Origin of the sequence: Methylobacterium sp. UNC378MF (genome assembly GCF_900103195.1) — a bacterium.
GTDB lineage: Bacteria > Pseudomonadota > Alphaproteobacteria > Rhizobiales > Beijerinckiaceae > Methylobacterium.
The window spans coordinates 1-17,925 of record NZ_FMWU01000037.1; the positions used below are offsets into that span (position 1 = coordinate 1).

At 68.4% G+C, this 17,925-nt stretch carries 16 protein-coding genes and 1 pseudogene; 5 read left to right on the top strand and 12 right to left on the bottom strand.

Annotation, left to right across the window (positions count from 1 at the left end):
• The 4 genes and pseudogenes from BLT59_RS27035 to BLT59_RS31530 all read right to left on the bottom strand — a co-directional run.
• Nucleotides 1-102 (bottom strand): annotated as a pseudogene (locus BLT59_RS27035) (calcium-binding protein); the annotation flags it as partial.
• 926 nt (nucleotides 103-1,028) lie between these two features.
• Entirely contained in the window at nucleotides 1,029-2,801 is a 1,773-nt protein-coding gene (locus BLT59_RS27040; protein ID WP_091788301.1) for a type I secretion system permease/ATPase, read from the bottom strand.
• Between the two features lie 208 nt (nucleotides 2,802-3,009).
• Nucleotides 3,010-3,819 (bottom strand): hypothetical protein, encoded by an 810-nt coding sequence (locus BLT59_RS27045; RefSeq protein ID WP_091788304.1) that lies wholly within the window; start codon nucleotides 3,817-3,819, stop codon nucleotides 3,010-3,012.
• A 565-nt stretch (nucleotides 3,820-4,384) separates the two neighbouring features.
• Complete coding sequence (locus BLT59_RS31530; RefSeq protein WP_175544149.1) at nucleotides 4,385-4,678, bottom strand: hypothetical protein; 294 nt, start codon at nucleotides 4,676-4,678, stop codon at nucleotides 4,385-4,387.
• 49 nt (nucleotides 4,679-4,727) lie between these two features.
• On the opposite strand from BLT59_RS31530, the gene BLT59_RS27055 reads away from it, so the two are divergent.
• Both BLT59_RS27055 and BLT59_RS27060 read left to right on the top strand, forming a co-directional pair.
• Nucleotides 4,728-5,663: a M23 family metallopeptidase gene (locus BLT59_RS27055; RefSeq protein ID WP_280141087.1), complete on the top strand. Its 936-nt coding sequence runs from the start codon at nucleotides 4,728-4,730 to the stop codon at nucleotides 5,661-5,663.
• Nucleotides 5,664-5,840: 177 nt separating this feature from the next.
• A complete protein-coding gene (locus tag BLT59_RS27060; RefSeq protein WP_175544150.1) occupies nucleotides 5,841-7,193 on the top strand; it encodes an HlyD family type I secretion periplasmic adaptor subunit in 1,353 nt (450 codons plus the stop codon).
• 327 nt (nucleotides 7,194-7,520) lie between these two features.
• On the opposite strand, the gene BLT59_RS27065 is transcribed toward BLT59_RS27060, so the two are convergent.
• Nucleotides 7,521-7,772 carry a DUF6894 family protein gene (locus BLT59_RS27065; RefSeq protein WP_091788433.1) on the bottom strand — a complete coding sequence of 84 codons (252 nt, stop codon included), beginning with the start codon at nucleotides 7,770-7,772 and terminating at the stop codon, nucleotides 7,521-7,523.
• 214 nt (nucleotides 7,773-7,986) lie between these two features.
• Between BLT59_RS27065 and BLT59_RS27070 the strand changes: the two genes are divergently transcribed.
• The gene (locus tag BLT59_RS27070; RefSeq protein WP_091788310.1) at nucleotides 7,987-8,730 is read left to right on the top strand and encodes a Crp/Fnr family transcriptional regulator; all 744 of its coding nucleotides are present in this window, start codon (nucleotides 7,987-7,989) and stop codon (nucleotides 8,728-8,730) included.
• 457 nt (nucleotides 8,731-9,187) lie between these two features.
• On the opposite strand, the gene BLT59_RS27075 is transcribed toward BLT59_RS27070, so the two are convergent.
• From BLT59_RS27075 to BLT59_RS27085, 3 genes are read right to left on the bottom strand one after another with little or no spacing between them, the layout of a single operon-like run.
• The gene (locus BLT59_RS27075; protein ID WP_091788313.1) at nucleotides 9,188-10,048 is read right to left on the bottom strand and encodes a universal stress protein; all 861 of its coding nucleotides are present in this window, start codon (nucleotides 10,046-10,048) and stop codon (nucleotides 9,188-9,190) included.
• A gap of 12 nt (nucleotides 10,049-10,060) precedes the next feature.
• The gene (locus BLT59_RS27080) at nucleotides 10,061-10,393 is read right to left on the bottom strand and encodes a c-type cytochrome (RefSeq protein WP_091788316.1); all 333 of its coding nucleotides are present in this window, start codon (nucleotides 10,391-10,393) and stop codon (nucleotides 10,061-10,063) included.
• Nucleotides 10,393-11,208, bottom strand: coding sequence for a universal stress protein (locus tag BLT59_RS27085; RefSeq protein WP_091788319.1), 816 nt, complete (start codon nucleotides 11,206-11,208; stop codon nucleotides 10,393-10,395). The genes BLT59_RS27080 and BLT59_RS27085 overlap by 1 nt, the downstream gene beginning before the upstream one ends.
• A gap of 224 nt (nucleotides 11,209-11,432) precedes the next feature.
• On the opposite strand from BLT59_RS27085, the gene BLT59_RS27090 reads away from it, so the two are divergent.
• A complete protein-coding gene (locus BLT59_RS27090; RefSeq protein ID WP_091788322.1) occupies nucleotides 11,433-12,428 on the top strand; it encodes an ABC transporter ATP-binding protein in 996 nt (331 codons plus the stop codon).
• 156 nt (nucleotides 12,429-12,584) lie between these two features.
• On the opposite strand, the gene BLT59_RS27095 is transcribed toward BLT59_RS27090, so the two are convergent.
• From BLT59_RS27095 to BLT59_RS27105, 3 genes are read right to left on the bottom strand one after another with little or no spacing between them, the layout of a single operon-like run.
• Nucleotides 12,585-13,568 (bottom strand): zinc-dependent alcohol dehydrogenase family protein, encoded by a 984-nt coding sequence (locus BLT59_RS27095; RefSeq protein ID WP_091788325.1) that lies wholly within the window; start codon nucleotides 13,566-13,568, stop codon nucleotides 12,585-12,587.
• 10 nt (nucleotides 13,569-13,578) lie between these two features.
• Nucleotides 13,579-14,223, bottom strand: coding sequence for a BON domain-containing protein (locus tag BLT59_RS27100; RefSeq protein ID WP_091788328.1), 645 nt, complete (start codon nucleotides 14,221-14,223; stop codon nucleotides 13,579-13,581).
• A 29-nt stretch (nucleotides 14,224-14,252) separates the two neighbouring features.
• Nucleotides 14,253-14,453 carry a hypothetical protein gene (locus BLT59_RS27105; protein WP_091788331.1) on the bottom strand — a complete coding sequence of 67 codons (201 nt, stop codon included), beginning with the start codon at nucleotides 14,451-14,453 and terminating at the stop codon, nucleotides 14,253-14,255.
• Nucleotides 14,454-14,580: 127 nt separating this feature from the next.
• Between BLT59_RS27105 and BLT59_RS27110 the strand changes: the two genes are divergently transcribed.
• Nucleotides 14,581-17,121, top strand: a complete 2,541-nt coding sequence (locus BLT59_RS27110) for a phosphoketolase family protein (RefSeq protein WP_091788334.1) — start codon at nucleotides 14,581-14,583, stop codon at nucleotides 17,119-17,121.
• 382 nt (nucleotides 17,122-17,503) lie between these two features.
• Here the strand turns inward: BLT59_RS27110 and BLT59_RS27115 are convergent, their stop codons facing one another.
• The gene (locus BLT59_RS27115) at nucleotides 17,504-17,851 is read right to left on the bottom strand and encodes a DUF1476 domain-containing protein (protein ID WP_091788337.1); all 348 of its coding nucleotides are present in this window, start codon (nucleotides 17,849-17,851) and stop codon (nucleotides 17,504-17,506) included.
• Nucleotides 17,852-17,925: the final 74 nt, after the last annotated feature.

Genomic DNA, 17,925 nt, shown 5'->3' on the forward strand with positions numbered 1-17,925 from the left:
GCCACCATAGATGGTGTCGTTTCCACCGCCACCGTAGATGGTGTCGTTGCCATCGCCACCGTAGATGGTGTCGTTGCCAGAGGTGCCGTAGATCTTAGCCATGTCCGTCACTCCATCAATTGTGGGACGGCGCCTCGCCGCCCAACGGTTTATCTATGGATTGCACAGTTTTTTCTGCGATATATGAGACTTGATCCGGAGGTTTCCCCGTCGAAGTCGACTTTGTTTTACGATGATGTCGGGGTGGATACCGTGATGAAGATCACAATGGACCGCTCGGTGACTGAGTGGAGGATCACCCCTGGCCCACAGGCGTGTCGCCGGAAGGAGCCTCGGCCTCTTGCCGCCGGTACCATCCGGGTGCCCCGCCTTCAGCGCCGCTCAGAAGTGCTCTTCCATCGATCCGGTCGACGGACGCCCAGTTGATGCATGTCGCGCCGTCTCGGCTCAGCATCGACCGTCTATCGAAACTTTCACGAGAGTTGCGATAACGCTTCGGTTAACCGCGTGTTTCTCGTTGCGCCTGCCGCTCGGCCGATGCGGCAGTATCTTGGTAGCCCGCTCCGCTGCCGGTCCGAACCGACCCACTCGCCCTCGCCCCGGAAGCCTCCTGGCGCGGCGGCGGGCATGGCAATCTCTCCGGACCCGCAATTCGGGTCGTCTTCCCGTTCCATAGCCTTGCCGGCCCGTCCGGTTTTCCATTCAGGACCGGTCCCGATCGGAGCTGGGGATCGGCGCGAAGGCAGCCCGGCCTGTCGAAAGGCGGCGTCGCCTCGGGAACGAGCGTGCGACCGCCGGTCCGAAGCAGGTCGCCATCACGCAGGGCCCGATGCCACGGCCGCCGCGTGGTTTGGCCGGCGCCGCTCGACAGCAGGGCGCGGGCTGCGCGCAGCCGGGCCAGGCGCCACGGCCGCCCTCCCGACCGTGCCCTCTCCAGAACGGCGCGGGCGGCCCGGATGACCGGACCGCCCGCTCAGAGGGCCTTCCACCGGGCCCTGGCCGCATCCCCGCCTCTTCGCCGGACGATGTCAGGCGCTCTCCTTCACGATGTGCATCGGGGGATGGTGCGCCGCCGTGCGGCCGGGACCGGTATCGGCCCGCGCGCTCTTCACCTCGCCGCCTGACTGTCCCCGAATCTTGCGGAGCACTTCGTCCTTGGTCCCGAAAGCCGTAACCTGGCCGGCCTCGATCGTCAGCATCAAGTCGACGGCAGTCAGTGCACTCATCCGGTGGGCCACGATGATGACGATGCCGCCGCGGGCCCGGACGCTGAGAATCGCTCGGGTCAAGGCGGCGTCGCCCTCGCCGTCCAGGTTGGCGTTCGGTTCATCGAGGACGAGGAGGAAAGGCGAGCCGAACAGGGCGCGGGCGAGGCCGATGCGCTGCCGCTGGCCGCCGGACAGGCCCGTGCCACCGTCGCCCAGAACCGTTTGATAGCCCTCTGGCAGACTTTCGATCAGCTGGTGGACCCCCGCCTGTCGCGCGGCCTCTTCGATTTCAGCACGGTCCGCGTGGGGCGCGAAGCGGGCGATGTTCTCCGCCACCGTGCCGGCGAAGAGCGAGACCTCCTGCGGAAGGTATCCGACGTGGCGTCCGAAATCCGCGGCCTGCCACTGGGAGATCGGCACGGTGTCGAGCCAGACCGTTCCTCGGGCCAGAGGCAGGATGCCGACGAGCGCTCGGACCAGGGTCGACTTGCCAGATCCGCTCGGGCCGGTGACGGCGAGCGCCTGCCCCGCCTTCAGGCTGAACCGCACCTCCTTCACCGTGAGGCGCGTGCTGCCGGGGGGGGCGACGCTCACGCCCTCCACCTTGAGCACCTGCATGGGCGCCGGCAGGGTGAAGATGGGCCGCGCAGCCGACGCCTTGGTGATCGTGTCGGCGAGCCGGCTCCAGCTCTGCTGCGCGGCGATGACACCTTTCCAGTTCGCGATCGTCGCATCGAGCGGCGCCAGGGCGCGGCCGAGCAGGATCGACGAGGCGATGATGATGCCGGGCGAACTCTGGCCGCGGATCACCAGATAGGCGCCGAGCGCCAGGACGCCCGACTGCAGCGCCATACGGGCCGCCTTCGAGACAGCGCTCGAAGCGCCCGCGACGTCACTCATGCGCTGCTGCGCCAGGAGGTATTGGGAGTGGGCATCGTGCCACCGGGCCGCGAAGTGGCCCTGCATGCCCATGGCGATCAGGACATCGGCGTTGCGGCAACTGGCCTCCGTCACGCTGCTCCGGCGCTGCCCGTGCTCGGTCGCGACTTTCGACGGGCCGCGCGTGAGGCGGTCCGCGACGAGGGTGATCGCGACGAGGAGGAGCGCTCCCGAGACGGTGGCGAAGCCGATCAGGGGATGAAACAGGAAGCAGATGATGAAGTAGAGCGGCATCCAGGGCAGGTCGCAGAGTGCCGTTGGTGCCGAGCCTCCGAGGAAGCCGCGCACCTGATCGAGATCCCGCAGCGGCATCTGGCTGTTGGTGGCGGCCCCGCCCTCCAGAGGACCGCGCACGAGCGCGTCGAAGACGCGGGGGCTGAGGCATTCATCGAGGACGGCACCGATCCGGCTCAGGATGCGGCCCCTGAGCGCCTCGAGGGCGCTCTGGAACGCGTAGAGCATCAGAGCCAGGAGGACGAGACCGATGAGGGACGGCACCGACCGGCTCGGGAGAATACGGTCGGAGATCAGCAACATGAAGAACGAGGCTGTCAGATACAGGATGTTGAGGAGGCCGCTGGTGACGATGAGGCTGGCCAGGGCCGAGCGGCAGCTCGACAGTGCCGCGCCGAGTTCGACGGACGCCGGTTTCATCGCACATCATCCCTCTGCTGGATCGTTTGGCCGAAGAAGCCCGGCAAGGCCCCGGGCCGGAGATTCCGAGAGCGAGCGGCCAGCCGGGCCCGGATGGCTAAATCTGCGATCGACAGGGCCGAGAAGCCGTGAGCAGGCTCACACAGGGAGCGTTCGAGCGAGCTGGGCCGGACAACATGTACGCCTGACCAGCCTCATCCGGTTGTGCTCAAGCGGCCATCGGGCACTTGGCGGCTGAACGCGTTGCCTTCCGGTCCGCGCGCGGAACGAGCAATTGCTCGGGCCGGCGTTTCTTGGCCCTCTCGAACAGCGCGTAGGTGCGATTCACGTAATTCGTGACGCCGCTGATATCGTCGATGTAGCGCTGCACCTGCGGCGTGATCTCCGCCTCCACGAGGCGCGTCGGCTTCGAGGGATCAAGTGTGTCGAAGCGTACGTAGAACCAGGGCTGGCCGCGGCGCAGGATCAGGTTCTTCGACGTATCGTGCCACTCGAAGGCCCACATCAAAGGACGCGGCCAGATGTGGACCGGGAAGCGGCCGCTGATCAGCGTCCCTGGAAGTGGGTCGGCTTGATAGTCGAGAAACGGCGGGAGTTGGTTGATGTAGGCGACCTCGTCCGAGAGGAAGAGGTAGGGCGTGATGATCTGCAGGATGGGCCGCTTCGGGTGGCGCCACTCGGCCGGGCTCACGATGCTCACCATCTGGCCGATGTGCTTGGGGCGGATCGTGCTGCGGGCGCCGTCCACATTCTCCAGGACCGGGGCACGGCCCTCCTCCAGGTTGATGCGCAGATGGAGGTCGACGGGGCATCGGATCACGATGTGACGGGCATCGAAATCGACCGCTGCCGGGCAGCCTTGGACTGATTTGGCCGATGCTGCCCGGCCGAGGTCTCGCCGAAACGGCTCCGGGTCGTCCCAGATGAGGGCCGCCTTGGTATCGGTGATGGTCCAGCCCACTTCGGTGACCCGCTTGGACGACTGAGCCTGGAGTCTCTTCTTCAGGAATTCGAACATGTTCCGTCTCCTCGGGAAGGCTTCGGCGACCTCATCGTGGCGACGGGCTCGGGTCCGCCGCGTGTCGTGAGACCGATATGAGCCGGCGGTCCCGCGCCGGACTGTGATCGGGATCACGTCGGCTCCGCCGGTCTCCCGCGACCGCTGTGTCGCGGCTCTGCGGGGCTGTGCGGACGAGGAACCCCGATCCCGGCCATCAGCAACGGCAGGTGGCTGCGCGATCCGGCCGGCCTGGCGAATCGGCCGTCGCTCCGCACGGGAGTTCCGATCCTCCCTGGCGGTGACGGCGGCCTGCCCGCCGAACCGGCCCGACCGTCACCGCCGGATGCGCCCGTCCGGGCGCCTGTCCGACGCACCGGATCGGTGATCTCGCTCACAGTCGCCGATCCGGGAGGGTGGAACATTCAGGGCCAGAACAGGAGCAGGTGAACTGCACCTGAGGCCGCCGGATCCCCTTGAGAGGCCGCGTGCCGCCACCGCCCAAGGAACCCGAGCGATGGAAGTCGAAATCCTCGAACGTCCTGCGTCCCTCAAGGTCTGGCACGAAGGAGCGGCCCGCTTCCTCTCAAGGCATCCCGAGCAGTTCGACAGCCTGCGCGAAGCGATCGCTGCGGCGGCTGCCGTCCTGACTCATCCCGATCGGCAACCCTGGATCGTCACCGCAGATGGTGACCTGCTGCCACCGAATTGGATCCGCGGGAGCCTCAAGCAGGCCGGTCCCGGCAGTCGCGAAGCCCGCGGCTCGGCGCGCGGCGAGGCCGCCGGATGTTTCGTCGCGTCGCCCGGGCGATGCCGGGAAATCCGCCTCGGATGCGCCTGAGAACATCAAGCTGGGAATCCTGGAAAGCGAGCCGGTCATGCTAGCGTCACGCGTCTTCGCCTGCCTCCTTGCGACGACTCTGTGGTCGATGCGAGCAGGTGCCGATTCTCTCCAACTGCAGCTTCCGCTCGCCTGCGATCCGGGCCGAACCTGCTTCGTCCAGTACTATGTAGATCGCGACCCCGGTCCCGAGGCTCGCGACTTCACCGGCGGTTCGCAGACCTACGATCGGCATGACGGAACGGACTTCCGCCTTGCTTCATCCGTCGCAGCGGCCGGACCGCTCGGAGCCGTGCGGGCGGCAGCTGCCGGCACTGTCCTCCGAATCCGTACGGACGCGCCCGACGTCTCGGTTCGCGAGACTGGGATGGCGAAGGTGGCCGGCGCCGAATGCGGAAACGGTCTCGTCATCGCGCATGCGGAATCATACGAGACCCAGTATTGCCATCTGGCCCAGGGCAGCGTGACGGTGCGACCCGGCCAAGCCGTGGCGGCCGGCCAAGTCATCGGTCATGTCGGCCTCTCCGGCGCAACGGAGTTTCCACATCTCCATTTTACCGTTCGCCGCGCCGATCGGCCCGTTGATCCCTTCGCGATCGACGGTTCAGCTCATCCCGGCCGCCAAGCGAGCCTCTGGGATGAAGCGGTCCGCGCGAGCCTTCGCTACCGGACCGGGTCGGTCCTCAATTCCGGCTTTTCCGACGGCCCCGTGACGATGGCCGCCGTCGAGGCCGAGACCGCCAGTCCCCTCCGCGCTCGCGCCGAGACACTGGTCGCCTGGGTCCGGGCGATCAGCCTCGAGGCCGGCGACGTGCAGCGTCTCGTCGTCCGCGGTCCGGACGGACAGATCCTCGTTGAGAACCAGTTGCCGCCCCTCGCCAATCCACGCGCACAATCTCTGGTCTTCACAGGGAGGCGGCGTCCGGCCGGGGGCTTCCGCGCGGGGACCTACGAGGCGACCTTCGAGGTGGTACGCGGCGGCCGGGTGGTCATCGGGCACCGCTTCGTCGGGACGCTGCCGTAGCGCGTTGCCGGGATCGACCTCGATCCGCTGCGTGACCTTGCTCACGGACCCGCGGCACGGGCGTGCGACACCATCTCATCCCGTCGAGACCGCACCACGCCCGCAACGCCGGTCAGCCGCGCACCCGGCCGTCGCGCCGGGACGTCGTGCACACCTCACACCCCAGGAGGGGACAGGATGCCCACCGCCATTCCGATGCGCGTCGCACCAGAGCACGCGTCGCCGCCCCTCGGTCATGCGTCCCGGGCGGCGATCCGACGACAGGTCCGCTTCACCGCCCTGTTGGTTACGACGCTCGTCGGCGGCGTCGGCGGGTGGGCGAGCTTCACGCAGATCGGCGGCGCGGTCATCGCGTCCGGAAGGCTCGTGGTCGAGAGCGACGTGAAGAAGGTCCAGCATCCGATCGGCGGGATCGTCGGCGAGTTGCGCGTGCGCGAAGGCGAGCACGTCAGGGCCGGCGACATCCTGGTGCGCTTGGACGAGACGCAGCCGCGGGCGATCCTCGACACCGTTCTCCGCGCGATGGATGCGCTCGCCGCCAAGCGGACGCGCGAGGAGGCCGAGCGCGATGGCGACATCGCCCTCAACTTTCCCTCCGATCTCCAGGCCCGCGCATCCTCGGACGACGCGGTCGCCCGCCTCATCGACAGCGAGACCCGCCTGTTCCTGGCGCGCAGCAAGGCACGGCAGGGCCGCAAGGCCCAGCTGCGCGAACGCGTCGCCCAGCTCAGCCAGGAGATCGCCGGGATCAACGATCAGATGGCCGCGAAGACGCGGGAGGTCTCCGCTGTGGACCAGGAGCTGAAGGGCATCCGTGAGCTTTGGCTGAAGAACCTGATTCAGCTTCCCCGCCTGACGTCCCTCGAGCGCGAGGCCGCGAGGCTCGACGGTGACCGCGGCAGATTTGCCGCCTCGATCGCACAGACCAAGGGCAAGATCAACGAGGTCGAACTGCAGATCATGCAGGTCGACGAGGACATGCGGAACGAGGTCAGCAAGGACCTGACCGACATTCGGAGCAAATGGTCGGAATATGAGGAGAAGCGGACGGCCGCCCTCGATCAGCTGCGGCGAACCGATCTTCGGGCGCCACAGGATGGCGTCGTTCATCAGATGACGGTGCACACGGTGGGCGGCCTCGTGACCCCGAACGAACCCGCGATGCTGATCGTCCCCGAGTCAGACGAACTCGCTGTCGAAGTGCGGGTGGACCCGAAGGATATCGACCACGTGCAGATCGATCAGCTCGCGACTCTGCGCTTCTCGGCGCTCAATCAGCGCACAACGCCGGAGATCAGCGGGCTCGTGGATCGCGTAGCGGCGGACGTGACGCAGGACCCGAAGACGGGTCTGAGCTTCTACAAGGCGCGTATCCGGGTCTCCGATGCCGAGCGCGCGCGCTTGGGCGAGATCCGTCTCGTGCCGGGCATGCCGGTCGACGCCTTTCTCAAGACCGGTGACCGCACGGTGCTGTCCTATCTGACGAAGCCGCTGATGGATCAGATCAGCAAAGCTTGGCGGGACCGATGAGTGGCCGTCGTCGGTTGCTTTGGGACGAACTGGCTCGCTCAGGAACGGAGGCTCCGGTCGGACGCCGCGCGTCCGCCTGCGCGGCGGGGTCCTCCGAAGCGGACGAACCGCTCCCAGCCAGCCTCGGTCATCGCGCAGGCCCGCGTGACTGTGTCAGAGGGGTGGATACCCGCCTGACGGCTTTCGAGCGGCAAAGGCATCATGGCGGACTTCGCGGCCCCGCCCGCTGACGACCCGACGCAGGCGCTCGGAAGGTTCGCTTCCAGGCACCCGGTAAAACGGATCTCCGCAGCTTGAGCGCGCGCAATGCGCCTGGGCGTCAGATCATCACGACGGGGGTCGATCCACCTTCCACCCACCCGCCAGCGTCAGCGTCGCCTCGTAGATCACCGCCGCTGTCTCGTCCCGGACGCTGGCGCGGAAGGTTCGGTCGTCCCCGTCCGGCATCTTGTCCCGAGCTATGTCCGGAAGTGCCCTAAGAGCGATTTCTCGGGCCGCTTCTGAATCGGGTAGATCCAGACCCTCGTCATCCTCAACGAAGGTATCACCGTCGTCGGTATCGATGAAGAAGCGAGGCATGCGCTGTCCTGTACCGTCCATAAGACAGGAAATCCGGCCGCAGGAGCCCGGGTTCTCGCTGCAATTTATTCCCCCGCCCGGGAAATAACCAAATTTATGTTTGTTGCCGCTGCTGATTTCCGCTCTACTTTCGTCGTATCATCGGCCGGTCCGAGACAGGCGCCGGTGGCTGGGAGAGCCCCGCGCTTCCGCCTGCAATGCAAGGTGGAGCGACATGCCGTCAGCCCCTATCCCGCACGCCACAACCATGCTCGTCCGCAAGCTGGAGAGCATCGCGACCCTCTCTGATGAGGAACGTCAGGCCATCGAGCGCCTGCCTGTGAGGATCAACCGCCTTGACGGCCGGCATGACATTGTGCGCGACGGCGACAAACCCTCGCATTGCTGCCTCATCCTCGACGGCTGGGCGTGCAGGTACAAGCTGTTGAGCCAGGGCAAACGCCAGATCCTGTCGTTCCACATCGCAGGCGACATCCCGGATCTCCAGAGCCTGCACATCCACACCATGGACCACAGCCTCGCGACGGTGACGAAGGCCACCTTGGCTTTCATTCCGCACGAGAACCTGCGGGAGCTTACGGCCCAGCATCCTGGCATCGCCGCTCTCCTATGGCGCAACACACTGATCGATGCCGGGATCTTCCGTGAATGGATGATCGGCATCGGGCGGCGCTCGGCCTTCGAGCGTATCGGCCATCTGTTCTGCGAGATGTACCTGAAGCTCCAGGCCGTTGGACTAGCTGGGGATTACCGCTGCCCGATGCCCATCACCCAGACCGATTTCGCCGATGCGCTGGGTCTTACATCTGTACACGTCAACCGCGTGCTGAAAGACATGCGCGGCCAGACCCTGATCACGCTCCGGAGCCACACGCTGGTGATCGAGGCGTGGGACGAGTTGATGCGGGTCTCCGAGTTTGACCCCACCTACCTGCATCTGGAGCAGCAAGCAGCTTGATCAGCTTCTGCTGGATGCAGACCTGCTCAGCGCGGCCTGGCACCTGCGGCGAGCGGGGACCGAACGGCCGGTAGCCAACACCTATCCACGAGGGTGGCGTAGGATGGCTTTCATAGCGAGGTTAGATTGCGAGCCGCGCGTCTGCTTCGGGACAAGGGGTCAAGGTCTGGCTGCTAGCCAAAGCAGCCGGGTAGCCGACGAATGGCTGCTTTCGGGAAGCGCCGACGCGGGTCTGTACGGCTGGGGTCGGCCGAAGGTCCACTCTCATGCAAAAGGCCGCGACGCTCGACCGGACGCACAGGGAAGGCGACGACGCTCCCGAGGCACGGACGCAGCGCATCGGCGCGAAGATCGCCGTCGATCCCGTCGACGCCCCGCGCATACATGCCACGACCCGCGGCGGTGAGGGGCAGCACGGCGGTCCGGCCGCCATGCGCCACCTCGCATGCCCGATGGATCAGTGGGCCATGAGGACCGGAATGCGCGCGTGCTCGACCATATGCCGGGTGACGCCCCCGAGCAGGAACTCGCGCACCCGGCTGTGGGTGTAGGCGCCCAGGGCCAGCATGGAGGCGCCCTGCCGCTTGGCTTCGGCCAGGATCGCCTCGCCGACCGAGATCCCGTCATGGACTGGCAGGGTGACGGCCTCGGCCACGACGCCGTGCCATTGCAAGTAGCCGCAGAGGTCGGCGGCCCGGGTCTCGTCGAAGCGTTCGGTCCTGGCATGCACGACCGTGACCCGCGTGGCCTCGTGCAGCAGCGCGATGGATTGCCCGATCAGGCGCGTCGCCTCCAGGCTGCCGTTCCAGGCGATCACGACGTGGTCGAGCAGGTCATAGGGTACGGTGTCGCCGATCATCAGCGTCGGCCGGCCCACCGAGAACAGGGCCGTGTCGAGCGCCCGGCCGGTAAACGGGACCTTCGGGTCGGGCCGGTCGACGATCACGAGGTCGTTGACCCGGCCCGCGAGCGTCAGCAGGGGCTCGACCTCGCCGGAGAGCTCGGTCCAGGTCGCGAAGGTGGTGTCCAGCCGGCCGTTCGCGGATGCGAACGGCACCCCTTCGCGCTCACACCACGCCTGAACGGCAGCCTTGCCGTCGGCCGCCGCCTCGCGGACGCCCTGCTCGATGGCCTCGATGGTCGTGCCGTCCACGGGCGCGAGGCTCGCCATGCCGGCGAGCACATGCTCCGGGCCCGGCGCCATGAAGGCGACGCCGATATGCGCGTGCAGGCGCCGGCCTAGCCGCAGCGCGGCGTCCAGCCGACGGGTGGCGTCGATGCCGGGGCCGGTGGGGACGAGAAGGCAGCGGAGGTACATTGGGGTTCTCCCTCAGCGTTCCAGCGATTTCAGGTAGGCGATCAGGTCTTGGGCTTGGTCCGGGTCGAACCGGAACTCCGGCATGCTCGGGTGACCGGTGCGGATGCCCTCGGTAAGCGCCTCGGCGAGATCGTCGACGGGATAGCGCGTGTGCAGGTCGCGGAAGGGCGGCGCGGCCCGCAGCGGACTGTCGCCGACGCGGCCGACCGCGTGGCATCGCGCGCAATTGGTCCGCGCGATGGTCTCGCCTTGTCGCACATGCCGGTCCCAGGCCGCCGCGGGCGCGGCGGGAAGGACGAGTTCGAGCGCCAGAACGCCGGTGAGGAGGATGGCAGCTTGGCGCATCAGTGGCTCATCAGGCAGCAAACAGGGGCCGCTTGCAGGACGCGACGCGTGACACCGCCGAAGACCCACTCGCGCAGGCGGCTGTGGCCGTAGGCGCCCATCACGATGAGATCTGCATCCTCGCGTCCGGCGAAGTGGAGGATCTCGTCGGCGGTGTCGATCTCCGGCTTGCGGAGCAGGTGGGTCGTGGCTTTGATCCCGTGCCCGGACAGGTACTCGGCCGCGCCCTCGGCGCCCACGTTTTGCGCGTCCGGCCCCACGGCCACCACGCAAACCTGCTCGGGATGTCCCAGGACCGGCAGGGCGTCGTGAAGGGCGCGGCGTGCCTCCGGCGTGTCCTTCCAGGCCACCACGACCCGCTTGGCTGCGAGGTGCTCGATGCCCGGTGGGACCACCAGCACGGGACGCCCCACCTCCATCAGCAGGCCCCCGGTGGAAGCCGCCATCGGACCAGGGTCACCGTCCGCAGGCCCCTGCCGGCCGACGACCACGAGGTCGGCGGTGCGCGCCTGCGCACCGAGGTAAGCCAACGGATCGGTGGGTGCGGAGCGCCAGCCCGTCTTGGGCGCCTGCCCGGCCTCGCGCTCGAAAAGGGCCTTGGCCTCCGCGAGTTGCTCGTCGGTCAGGCGCTCCTCGAGGGTCCAGACACGCTCGACCTCCAGCATGTCGCCGACCGGCATGGGTCCGAGGACCGGCCGTGCGGCGACGCCGGTCAGCTTGGCCCCGAACCGTGCCGCGAGGCCGGCCGCCAGCTGGACCCGGTCCGCCGCCGCGGCCCCGAGGTCGACCGAGACCATGATGTTTGAGATCCGCATGACCGCCTCTCGTGCCCGGGCCTGCCGCCCTGGTTGAGGCACCGTCGCCCGGGCCTGCGGTCTTGACCTTGATCCATCTCAACGGAACCGGGTCCAACCCGACCGGGGCGCGTTCTTCGGGGCGAGTTCTTCGGGGCGCGGCGGGAGGCGGTCTCCGGACCGGTTGATCGAGCGCAATGCCGGCCCTTGCCGGATGGGACCATGAGGTTCGGCATGGAGGTCTCATGCCGCCCGCAATCGCGACCCTGGCTTCGGCTGTGCCCGGCCTCCGGCAAAAGCGCCACCGGCTCGCGACGCCGCAGACGCTCCTGGCGTTCATCAAGGATGCGAGCGGATTCCATCAGCTTGCGCTGGTGGTGATGGCCATCGTCCTGTTCGTGGCGGACCTGGCGCCTCTTGAGCTGCAGCGGCGCATCGTCAACGCCGCTCTCCCCGGCGGGAACGCCCGTACGATCGTCCTGCTTGCGCTGCTCTACATCACGGCCGCCGCCGCAATGGGTGCCCTGAAGCTCGGGCTCAACCTGTACCGCAGCTACCTCGGCGAGAGCGCCGTTCGCCGGCTCCGCAAGACACTGCTGGACGACCTCGGGAGCTTGGCTCCGGAAGACCGTGCCGAGGTCGAGGGTGTGGAGGTCTCGCTCGTCCTGGCGGAGGCGGAGCCGGTCGGCGCCTTCGTCGGGGTGAGCGTGTCGGAACCGGTCCTGCAGGGCGGCATCGTCGCGGGAACGTTCGGGTACATGCTGTACCTCGACCCGCTGATGGCGGCCCTGGCGCTGGCGGTCTTCGCGCCCCAAGCGGTCTTCGTGCCGCTGATGCAGCAGGCGATCAATCGGCGTGTCGTCCAGCGGACGGGCACGTTGCGCAGCATCAGTGGCGGCATCATCGGCCAGGGGCGACACGAGCCATCGAGGCTACAGACGGCGCGGATCGAACGGGTATTCCGGCTCAACATGGGCATCTTCAAGCTGAAGTTCTCGATGAACTTCCTGATGAACCTGATGCACCATTCCGGCGTGGCGTTGACCTTGGGTCTGGGCGGCTACCTCGTCGTGCACGGTGCAACGGAACTCGGGACCGTCGTCGCCTTCGTCGCGGGGCTGAGGCAGCTCAACGACCCGTGGGGCGGATTGGTCGACTGGTTCCGCGAGTTGCGCGTCACCCAGGCGAAGTACGGCCTGCTCCGACAGGCCCTGGACGGCTTCTCGCGTCAGGCCGCCTAGGACGGCGTTCCGTCAAGGAGGTCACCGCCCCCCCGGTGCTTGGCTGGGGCGAAAGCGTCCATCGGGGTGCACGCGCGCTTGCGCAGGGCTCTCATCGGAGCATGCCCTGCTCCCGGGGCGCGTTACTGGGCTCGGCGTGGAATCCGGAGCCGCACATTACGGTACGAGTACCGCCGCACCGCGGAGAGCGCCGGATCGGTGGGCCGCGACCGCCTCGTTGGCTCGGGCCAGCGGGTAAGCGCGCGTGTGCGTGACGATGCCGGCACGCGGGACAATCTCGAAGAAGCTGCGGGCATCCTCGCGGGTCAGGTTCGCCACCGAGAGTACGGCGCGCTCGCCCCAGAGCAGATCGTAGGGGAAGGCGGGGATGTCGCTCATGTGGATGCCGCCGCAGACGACGCGTCCGCCCTTGCGCACCGCCTTCAGGGCGGCAGGCACGAGACGGCCGTCCGGGGCGAAGATCAGGGCGACGTCCAGCGGCTCGGGCGGCGCCTCGTCCGAACCGCCGGCCCACGCAGCGCCGAGCGCGCGCGCGAAGTCCTGAGCCTCGCGGTCCCCCGGTCGCGTCAGCGCGAACACGCGCCGGCCCTGCCAGCGGCAGACCTGAGCGACGATGTGGGCGGCCGCCCCGAAGCCGTAGAGCCCGACGGTGCCGGCCGCGCCGGCCATCCGCAGGGTTCGCCAGCCGATCAGTCCGGCACAGAGGAGCGGCGCGGTCGCGACCGGGTCCAGGCCGGCGTCGAGCGGGATGGTGAAGGCGGCCTCTGCCAGAAGATGGGTCGCGAACCCGCCGTCGCGCGTGCAGCCGGTGAAGCCCGGGGCGTCGCAGAGGTTCTCGCGATCCGTCTGGCAGTAGGGGCAGCGGCCGCAGGCGTGCCCGAGCCAGGGCACGCCGACCCTCGTGCCGGGCGCTCGGCTAGTCACGCCCGCGCCGACCGCCTCGACGATGCCGACCACCTCGTGGCCCGGCACGATGGGGTAGACCGTCTGCGGGAGTTCGCCGTCAATGACGTGAAGGTCGGTGCGGCACACCGCGCAGGCCTCGACCCGGATGCGAACCTCTCCCGGAGCGGGTTCCGGATCCGGCCGTTCCTCCGGAACGAGGCGCGCGCCGACCTCGCGCAGGACCATCGCCAGCATCCGACCGACCTCACGCGAGCGTCAGGCGGTCCTCGACGGCCCGCACGCCGGGCGCCGACCATGCGGCCCGCTCGGCCAGTTCGCGCTCGCTCCAGAGGTCGCCGCAGCCGTCCAGGGTCACCGTGTCGCCGTCCACGTGCACCCGGATCGTGTCCGGGTCCCGGGCGCTGCGCCTCAGGGCCGCGAGGATCCTGTCCTTGACCTCGGCGGGTTGGACCGGCGGCTTCACGGCGATGAGGTTGACGATGTCGGTGACCCCGGCCAAGCGCCGCAATGCCTTATCGACCGCCGCCTTCTGGTGGTAGTGCGGCACGCAGCCTTCGAGCGTGACGCAGCCCTTCTCGACCTTGAGGGAGACCGAGCGCTCCGGGATCTGCACGTCCCATTCCAGCACCCGGGCGCACCGCTCGGCCAGGGCCTCGTCGCCGACGCTCGGATTCGTCGGGTAGCGGACCTCGATCCGCTCGACCACGGCCCGCACGCCGCGAACCCGGAGCGCGACGCGCTCGGCGATGCTCTTCTCGGCGTAGTTCCGAACATGCCCCGTCAGGGTCACGATGCCGTTCTCGACGGTGACGCCGATCTGCGCCGCGTCGATCATCGGCGCATATGCCAGCTCGTCGAGCACATGTTGGTGCACGTTCCTGTCGTCCATCGCCCGTCTCCTTGATGTTGCGGCAGGATTCAGAGCGCGAGCCAGAGCAGCGCGGGCGTCACCATCGCGGCTCCGATGGCGAGCGCCAGCGCCTGCAGGCTGCCGATGGACCGGTAGCGTGCCGCGTCCGTGACGACCCGGGGACCGGCATCGTTCTTCGGCGCCAGCATGACCGGCACCCGCCCGCGGCGTACCGTCGTGATGAAGGTGGTTCGAAGCACCAGGGCCATCGTTCTCTCCCGTCTTGCTGACCGGAGACATCCTGCCGACAGAAGCCGAAGCCGCTTTGATCCACCTCAACGCCACGGGCCTCGGCCGCCTGCACGGTCTCCCGACATCCGCAACCGGGAGACCGACATGGACGTGAGGCGCGAGCCGAAGAAACTCCGCGAGGAACGCCGCGACGGCGACTCAGCGGATGGCAGGCACGACTTGGCCTTCGTGCCGGGCCCCCTCGGACCCGAAAGCCTCGGGCGCATCGATGCCTATTGGCGCGCGGCCAACTACCTGTCGGTCGGCCAGATCTACCTCATGGCCAACCCGCTCCTGCGCGAGCCGCTGAAGTTGGAGCACGTCAAGCCGCGGCTTCTCGGGCACTGGGGCACGACGCCGGGCCTCAACTTCATCTACGCGCACCTGAACCGGGTCATCCGGCAGCGGGACCTCGACATGATCGCGGTCTGGGGACCGGGCCACGGCGCCCCGGGGCTCGTGGCCAACGCCTACCTGGAGGGCACCTACAGCGAGATCTACCCGGACGTGGCCCGAGACCTCGACGGTATGGCGCGCCTGTTCCGGCAATTCTCGTTTCCCGGCGGCATACCCAGCCACGCCTCGCCCGAGCTTCCCGGCTCGATCCACGAGGGTGGGGAACTCGGCTACTCTCTGGCGCACGCCTTCGGCGCCGCCCTCGACAACCCGGGCCTGACCGTCGCCTGCATCGTCGGGGACGGCGAGGCCGAGACGGGGCCGCTCGCCGCCGCATGGCACGCGAACAAGTTCCTCGATCCGCGCCATGACGGCACGGTCCTGCCGATCCTGCACCTCAACGGCTGGAAGATCGCCAACCCGACCCTCCTCGCCCGCATACCGGAAGCCGAGCTGCGCAGCCTCCTCGTCGGCTACGGCTACGAGCCGACCTTCGTCGCGGGCGACGAGCCGGCCCGGATGCACCAAGCCATGGCCGCGGCCCTCGATGCGGCTTTCGATGCGATCGCGGAGATCCGTAAGAGCGCCGCTTCCGGTGAGGCCGGCCGACCGCGGTGGCCCATGATCGTGCTGCGCAGCCCCAAGGGCTGGACGGGACCGGAATGGGTGGACGGCAACCCGGTCGAGGGCACGTGGCGTTCGCACCAAGTGCCCGTGGCGGCCGTGCGGGAGAACGCGGAGCACCGCGCGATCCTGGAAGCCTGGATGCGCTCCTATCGTCCGGAGGAGCTGTTCACCGCAGACGGCTCGCTCATGCCCGACCTCGCTGCGCTGCCTCCCAAGGGACCGCGGCGCATCTCGGCCAATCCGCACGCCAACGCGCACAAGAGCGCGCCCTTGCGTCTGCCGGACCTGAGCCGCGTGGCCGTCGCGGTACCGGAGCCGGGCCGCACCCGTGCGGAGGCCACCCGCGCGCTCGGGAGGTACCTGCGGGAGGTCCTGACCCTGAACGCGGAGGCTCGGAACTTCCGCATCATGGGGCCGGACGAGACCGCCTCGAACCGCCTCGACGCGGTGTTCGACGTGACGGGCCGCGCTTGGCAGGAGGAGATCCTGCCGGGCGACGACCACCTCCGGCGCGACGGCCGGGTCATGGAGGTGCTGAGCGAGCACCTCTGCGAGGGCTGGCTCGAAGGCTATGTGCTCACCGGACGGCACGGCCTGTTCGCGACCTACGAGGCCTTCGCGCATGTCGTGGACTCGATGGTGAACCAGCACGCCAAGTGGCTGAAATCCTCGCGTGACCTGCCCTGGCGCCGACCGGTGCCGTCCCTGAACATCCTGCTCTCGTCCCATGTCTGGCGACAGGACCACAACGGCTTCAGCCACCAGGATCCGGGCTTCATCGACTTCGTGGCGAACAAGCGTGGCGACACGGCGCGGATCTATCTGCCGCCGGACGCCAACACCCTTCTGTGCGTCACGGACCATTGCCTGCGCACCTATGACCGCATCAACGTCGTCGTGGCCGGCAAGCAGCCTGCCCTGCAATGGCTGACTCTGGACGAGGCTCTTCGCCACTGCGCGGCCGGCGTCGGGATCTGGGACTGGGCCTCGAACGAGGGCGACGCGGAACCGGACGTCGTGATGGCCTGCGCGGGCGACGTGCCGACCCAGGAGACCCTCGCCGCAGTGGACTGGCTGCGCCGGCATGTCCCGGACCTCAAAATCCGGGTGGTGAACGTGGTCGACCTGATGACGCTGCCTGCACCCGAGACGCACCCGCACGGGCTCGACGACCCGACCTTCGACAGCCTGTTCACCCGCGACCGTCCGGTGGTGTTCGCCTATCACGGCTATCCGTGGCTCATTCACCGGCTGACCTACAAGCGGACGAACCACGGCAACTTCCACGTCCACGGCTTCATCGAGGAGGGCACGACGACGACACCCTTCGACATGTGCGTGCTGAACCGGCTCGACCGGTTCCACCTCGCACAGGCTGCCCTGCGGGCCGCACCGCATCTGGGAGCCCGGGGCGAGCATGCCGAGGAGGCGCTCCGGGACGCGCTCGCTGCCCACAGCGCGTATGTCCGCCGGACCGGCGACGACCTGCCGGAGGTGCGGGACTGGGCGTGGCCGGAACGGCACGCGCCCGAGGACCACAGCCGCCGGATCGAGGGCGACATCATGCAGTGCGGCCCGGTCGAAGCGGACGAGACCGGAGAGGCCGGGACCTCGATGAGCTGATGATCATCGCTGAGGACGGACGGTGACCGGCGTCCTGGACGCCGGCGCCTTCCGCCTCCGCGGTGTCCCCGTCCGGACTGGCACGGACGAGCCGACATCGATCGACGGCCTCGCCTCGCACGACCAGCGTCCCTCGGCAGCCAACCGCGCAACCGCCGCCGGCGGGCTGTTCCCGCGACGCCCCTCAGTGCCGTCTGCAGCCCGGCACCGCATCGTCCCCGGAGACATCCGCCCTGTGGGGCGGGTATCGAGGAGCGGGAAGGTCGCATCGTCGGCGAACGCCGATTGAGAGGCGTAGATCCTTGTCGGTCCTGGCGTCCTTCCTCAGGGCGTCTCGTCGGTTCGTGCCGGAGCGTCGAGACGCCGCATGATCCTGCGCGGTCTAGACGGAGGAGCCTTGATCCGGGGCAATGCCGGCGGGTTGCTCGGCCCGGGCGAGTGCCGCGCACCGATCCATCTCCGTACGCAGGTGGGGGATGGTCGTCTCGATGCCCGCCGACTTCAGATCGGTCAGGATGCGTTCGATCAGGGACGCGTCGTCGGTCAGGATGGCGGATTCGGTGAAGGCGTTCACGTAGGCCTCCGCCGGCTGGCCGGTCAGGCGCATCCGCTCGCAGGCCCAGGTGGCCAGGTGGCGGTTGCGGCGATTGCGGGCGTGAAACCGCGCCTCCTCCTCTCGGACGAAGCGGAGTTCGGCAGCCCGCTCGCGTTCTTCGAATGTCGTGGTCATGGAAATCCCCTCCTGAGCCCTGTCCCGGACCGTGCCGGCTGCGGATCGGCCATCCTCCGACCGGCTACGGCGGC

Bases quoted from the DNA above. Each gene is read 5' to 3' on its own strand.
- BLT59_RS27040 (WP_091788301.1), bottom strand. From the start codon at position 2,801: ATGAAACCGGCGTCCGTCGAACTCGGCGCGGCACTGTCGAGCTGCCGC.
- BLT59_RS27045 (WP_091788304.1), bottom strand. From the start codon at position 3,819: ATGTTCGAATTCCTGAAGAAGAGACTCCAGGCTCAGTCGTCCAAGCGG.
- BLT59_RS31530 (WP_175544149.1), bottom strand. From the start codon at position 4,678: ATGACCGGCTCGCTTTCCAGGATTCCCAGCTTGATGTTCTCAGGCGCA.
- BLT59_RS27055 (WP_280141087.1), top strand. From the start codon at position 4,728: ATGCGAGCAGGTGCCGATTCTCTCCAACTGCAGCTTCCGCTCGCCTGC.
- BLT59_RS27060 (WP_175544150.1), top strand. From the start codon at position 5,841: ATGCCCACCGCCATTCCGATGCGCGTCGCACCAGAGCACGCGTCGCCG.
- BLT59_RS27065 (WP_091788433.1), bottom strand. From the start codon at position 7,772: ATGCCTCGCTTCTTCATCGATACCGACGACGGTGATACCTTCGTTGAG.
- BLT59_RS27070 (WP_091788310.1), top strand. From the start codon at position 7,987: ATGCCGTCAGCCCCTATCCCGCACGCCACAACCATGCTCGTCCGCAAG.
- BLT59_RS27075 (WP_091788313.1), bottom strand. From the start codon at position 10,048: ATGTACCTCCGCTGCCTTCTCGTCCCCACCGGCCCCGGCATCGACGCC.
- BLT59_RS27080 (WP_091788316.1), bottom strand. From the start codon at position 10,393: ATGCGCCAAGCTGCCATCCTCCTCACCGGCGTTCTGGCGCTCGAACTC.
- BLT59_RS27085 (WP_091788319.1), bottom strand. From the start codon at position 11,208: ATGCGGATCTCAAACATCATGGTCTCGGTCGACCTCGGGGCCGCGGCG.
- BLT59_RS27090 (WP_091788322.1), top strand. From the start codon at position 11,433: ATGCCGCCCGCAATCGCGACCCTGGCTTCGGCTGTGCCCGGCCTCCGG.
- BLT59_RS27095 (WP_091788325.1), bottom strand. From the start codon at position 13,568: ATGCTGGCGATGGTCCTGCGCGAGGTCGGCGCGCGCCTCGTTCCGGAG.
- BLT59_RS27100 (WP_091788328.1), bottom strand. From the start codon at position 14,223: ATGGACGACAGGAACGTGCACCAACATGTGCTCGACGAGCTGGCATAT.
- BLT59_RS27105 (WP_091788331.1), bottom strand. From the start codon at position 14,453: ATGGCCCTGGTGCTTCGAACCACCTTCATCACGACGGTACGCCGCGGG.
- BLT59_RS27110 (WP_091788334.1), top strand. From the start codon at position 14,581: ATGGACGTGAGGCGCGAGCCGAAGAAACTCCGCGAGGAACGCCGCGAC.
- BLT59_RS27115 (WP_091788337.1), bottom strand. From the start codon at position 17,851: ATGACCACGACATTCGAAGAACGCGAGCGGGCTGCCGAACTCCGCTTC.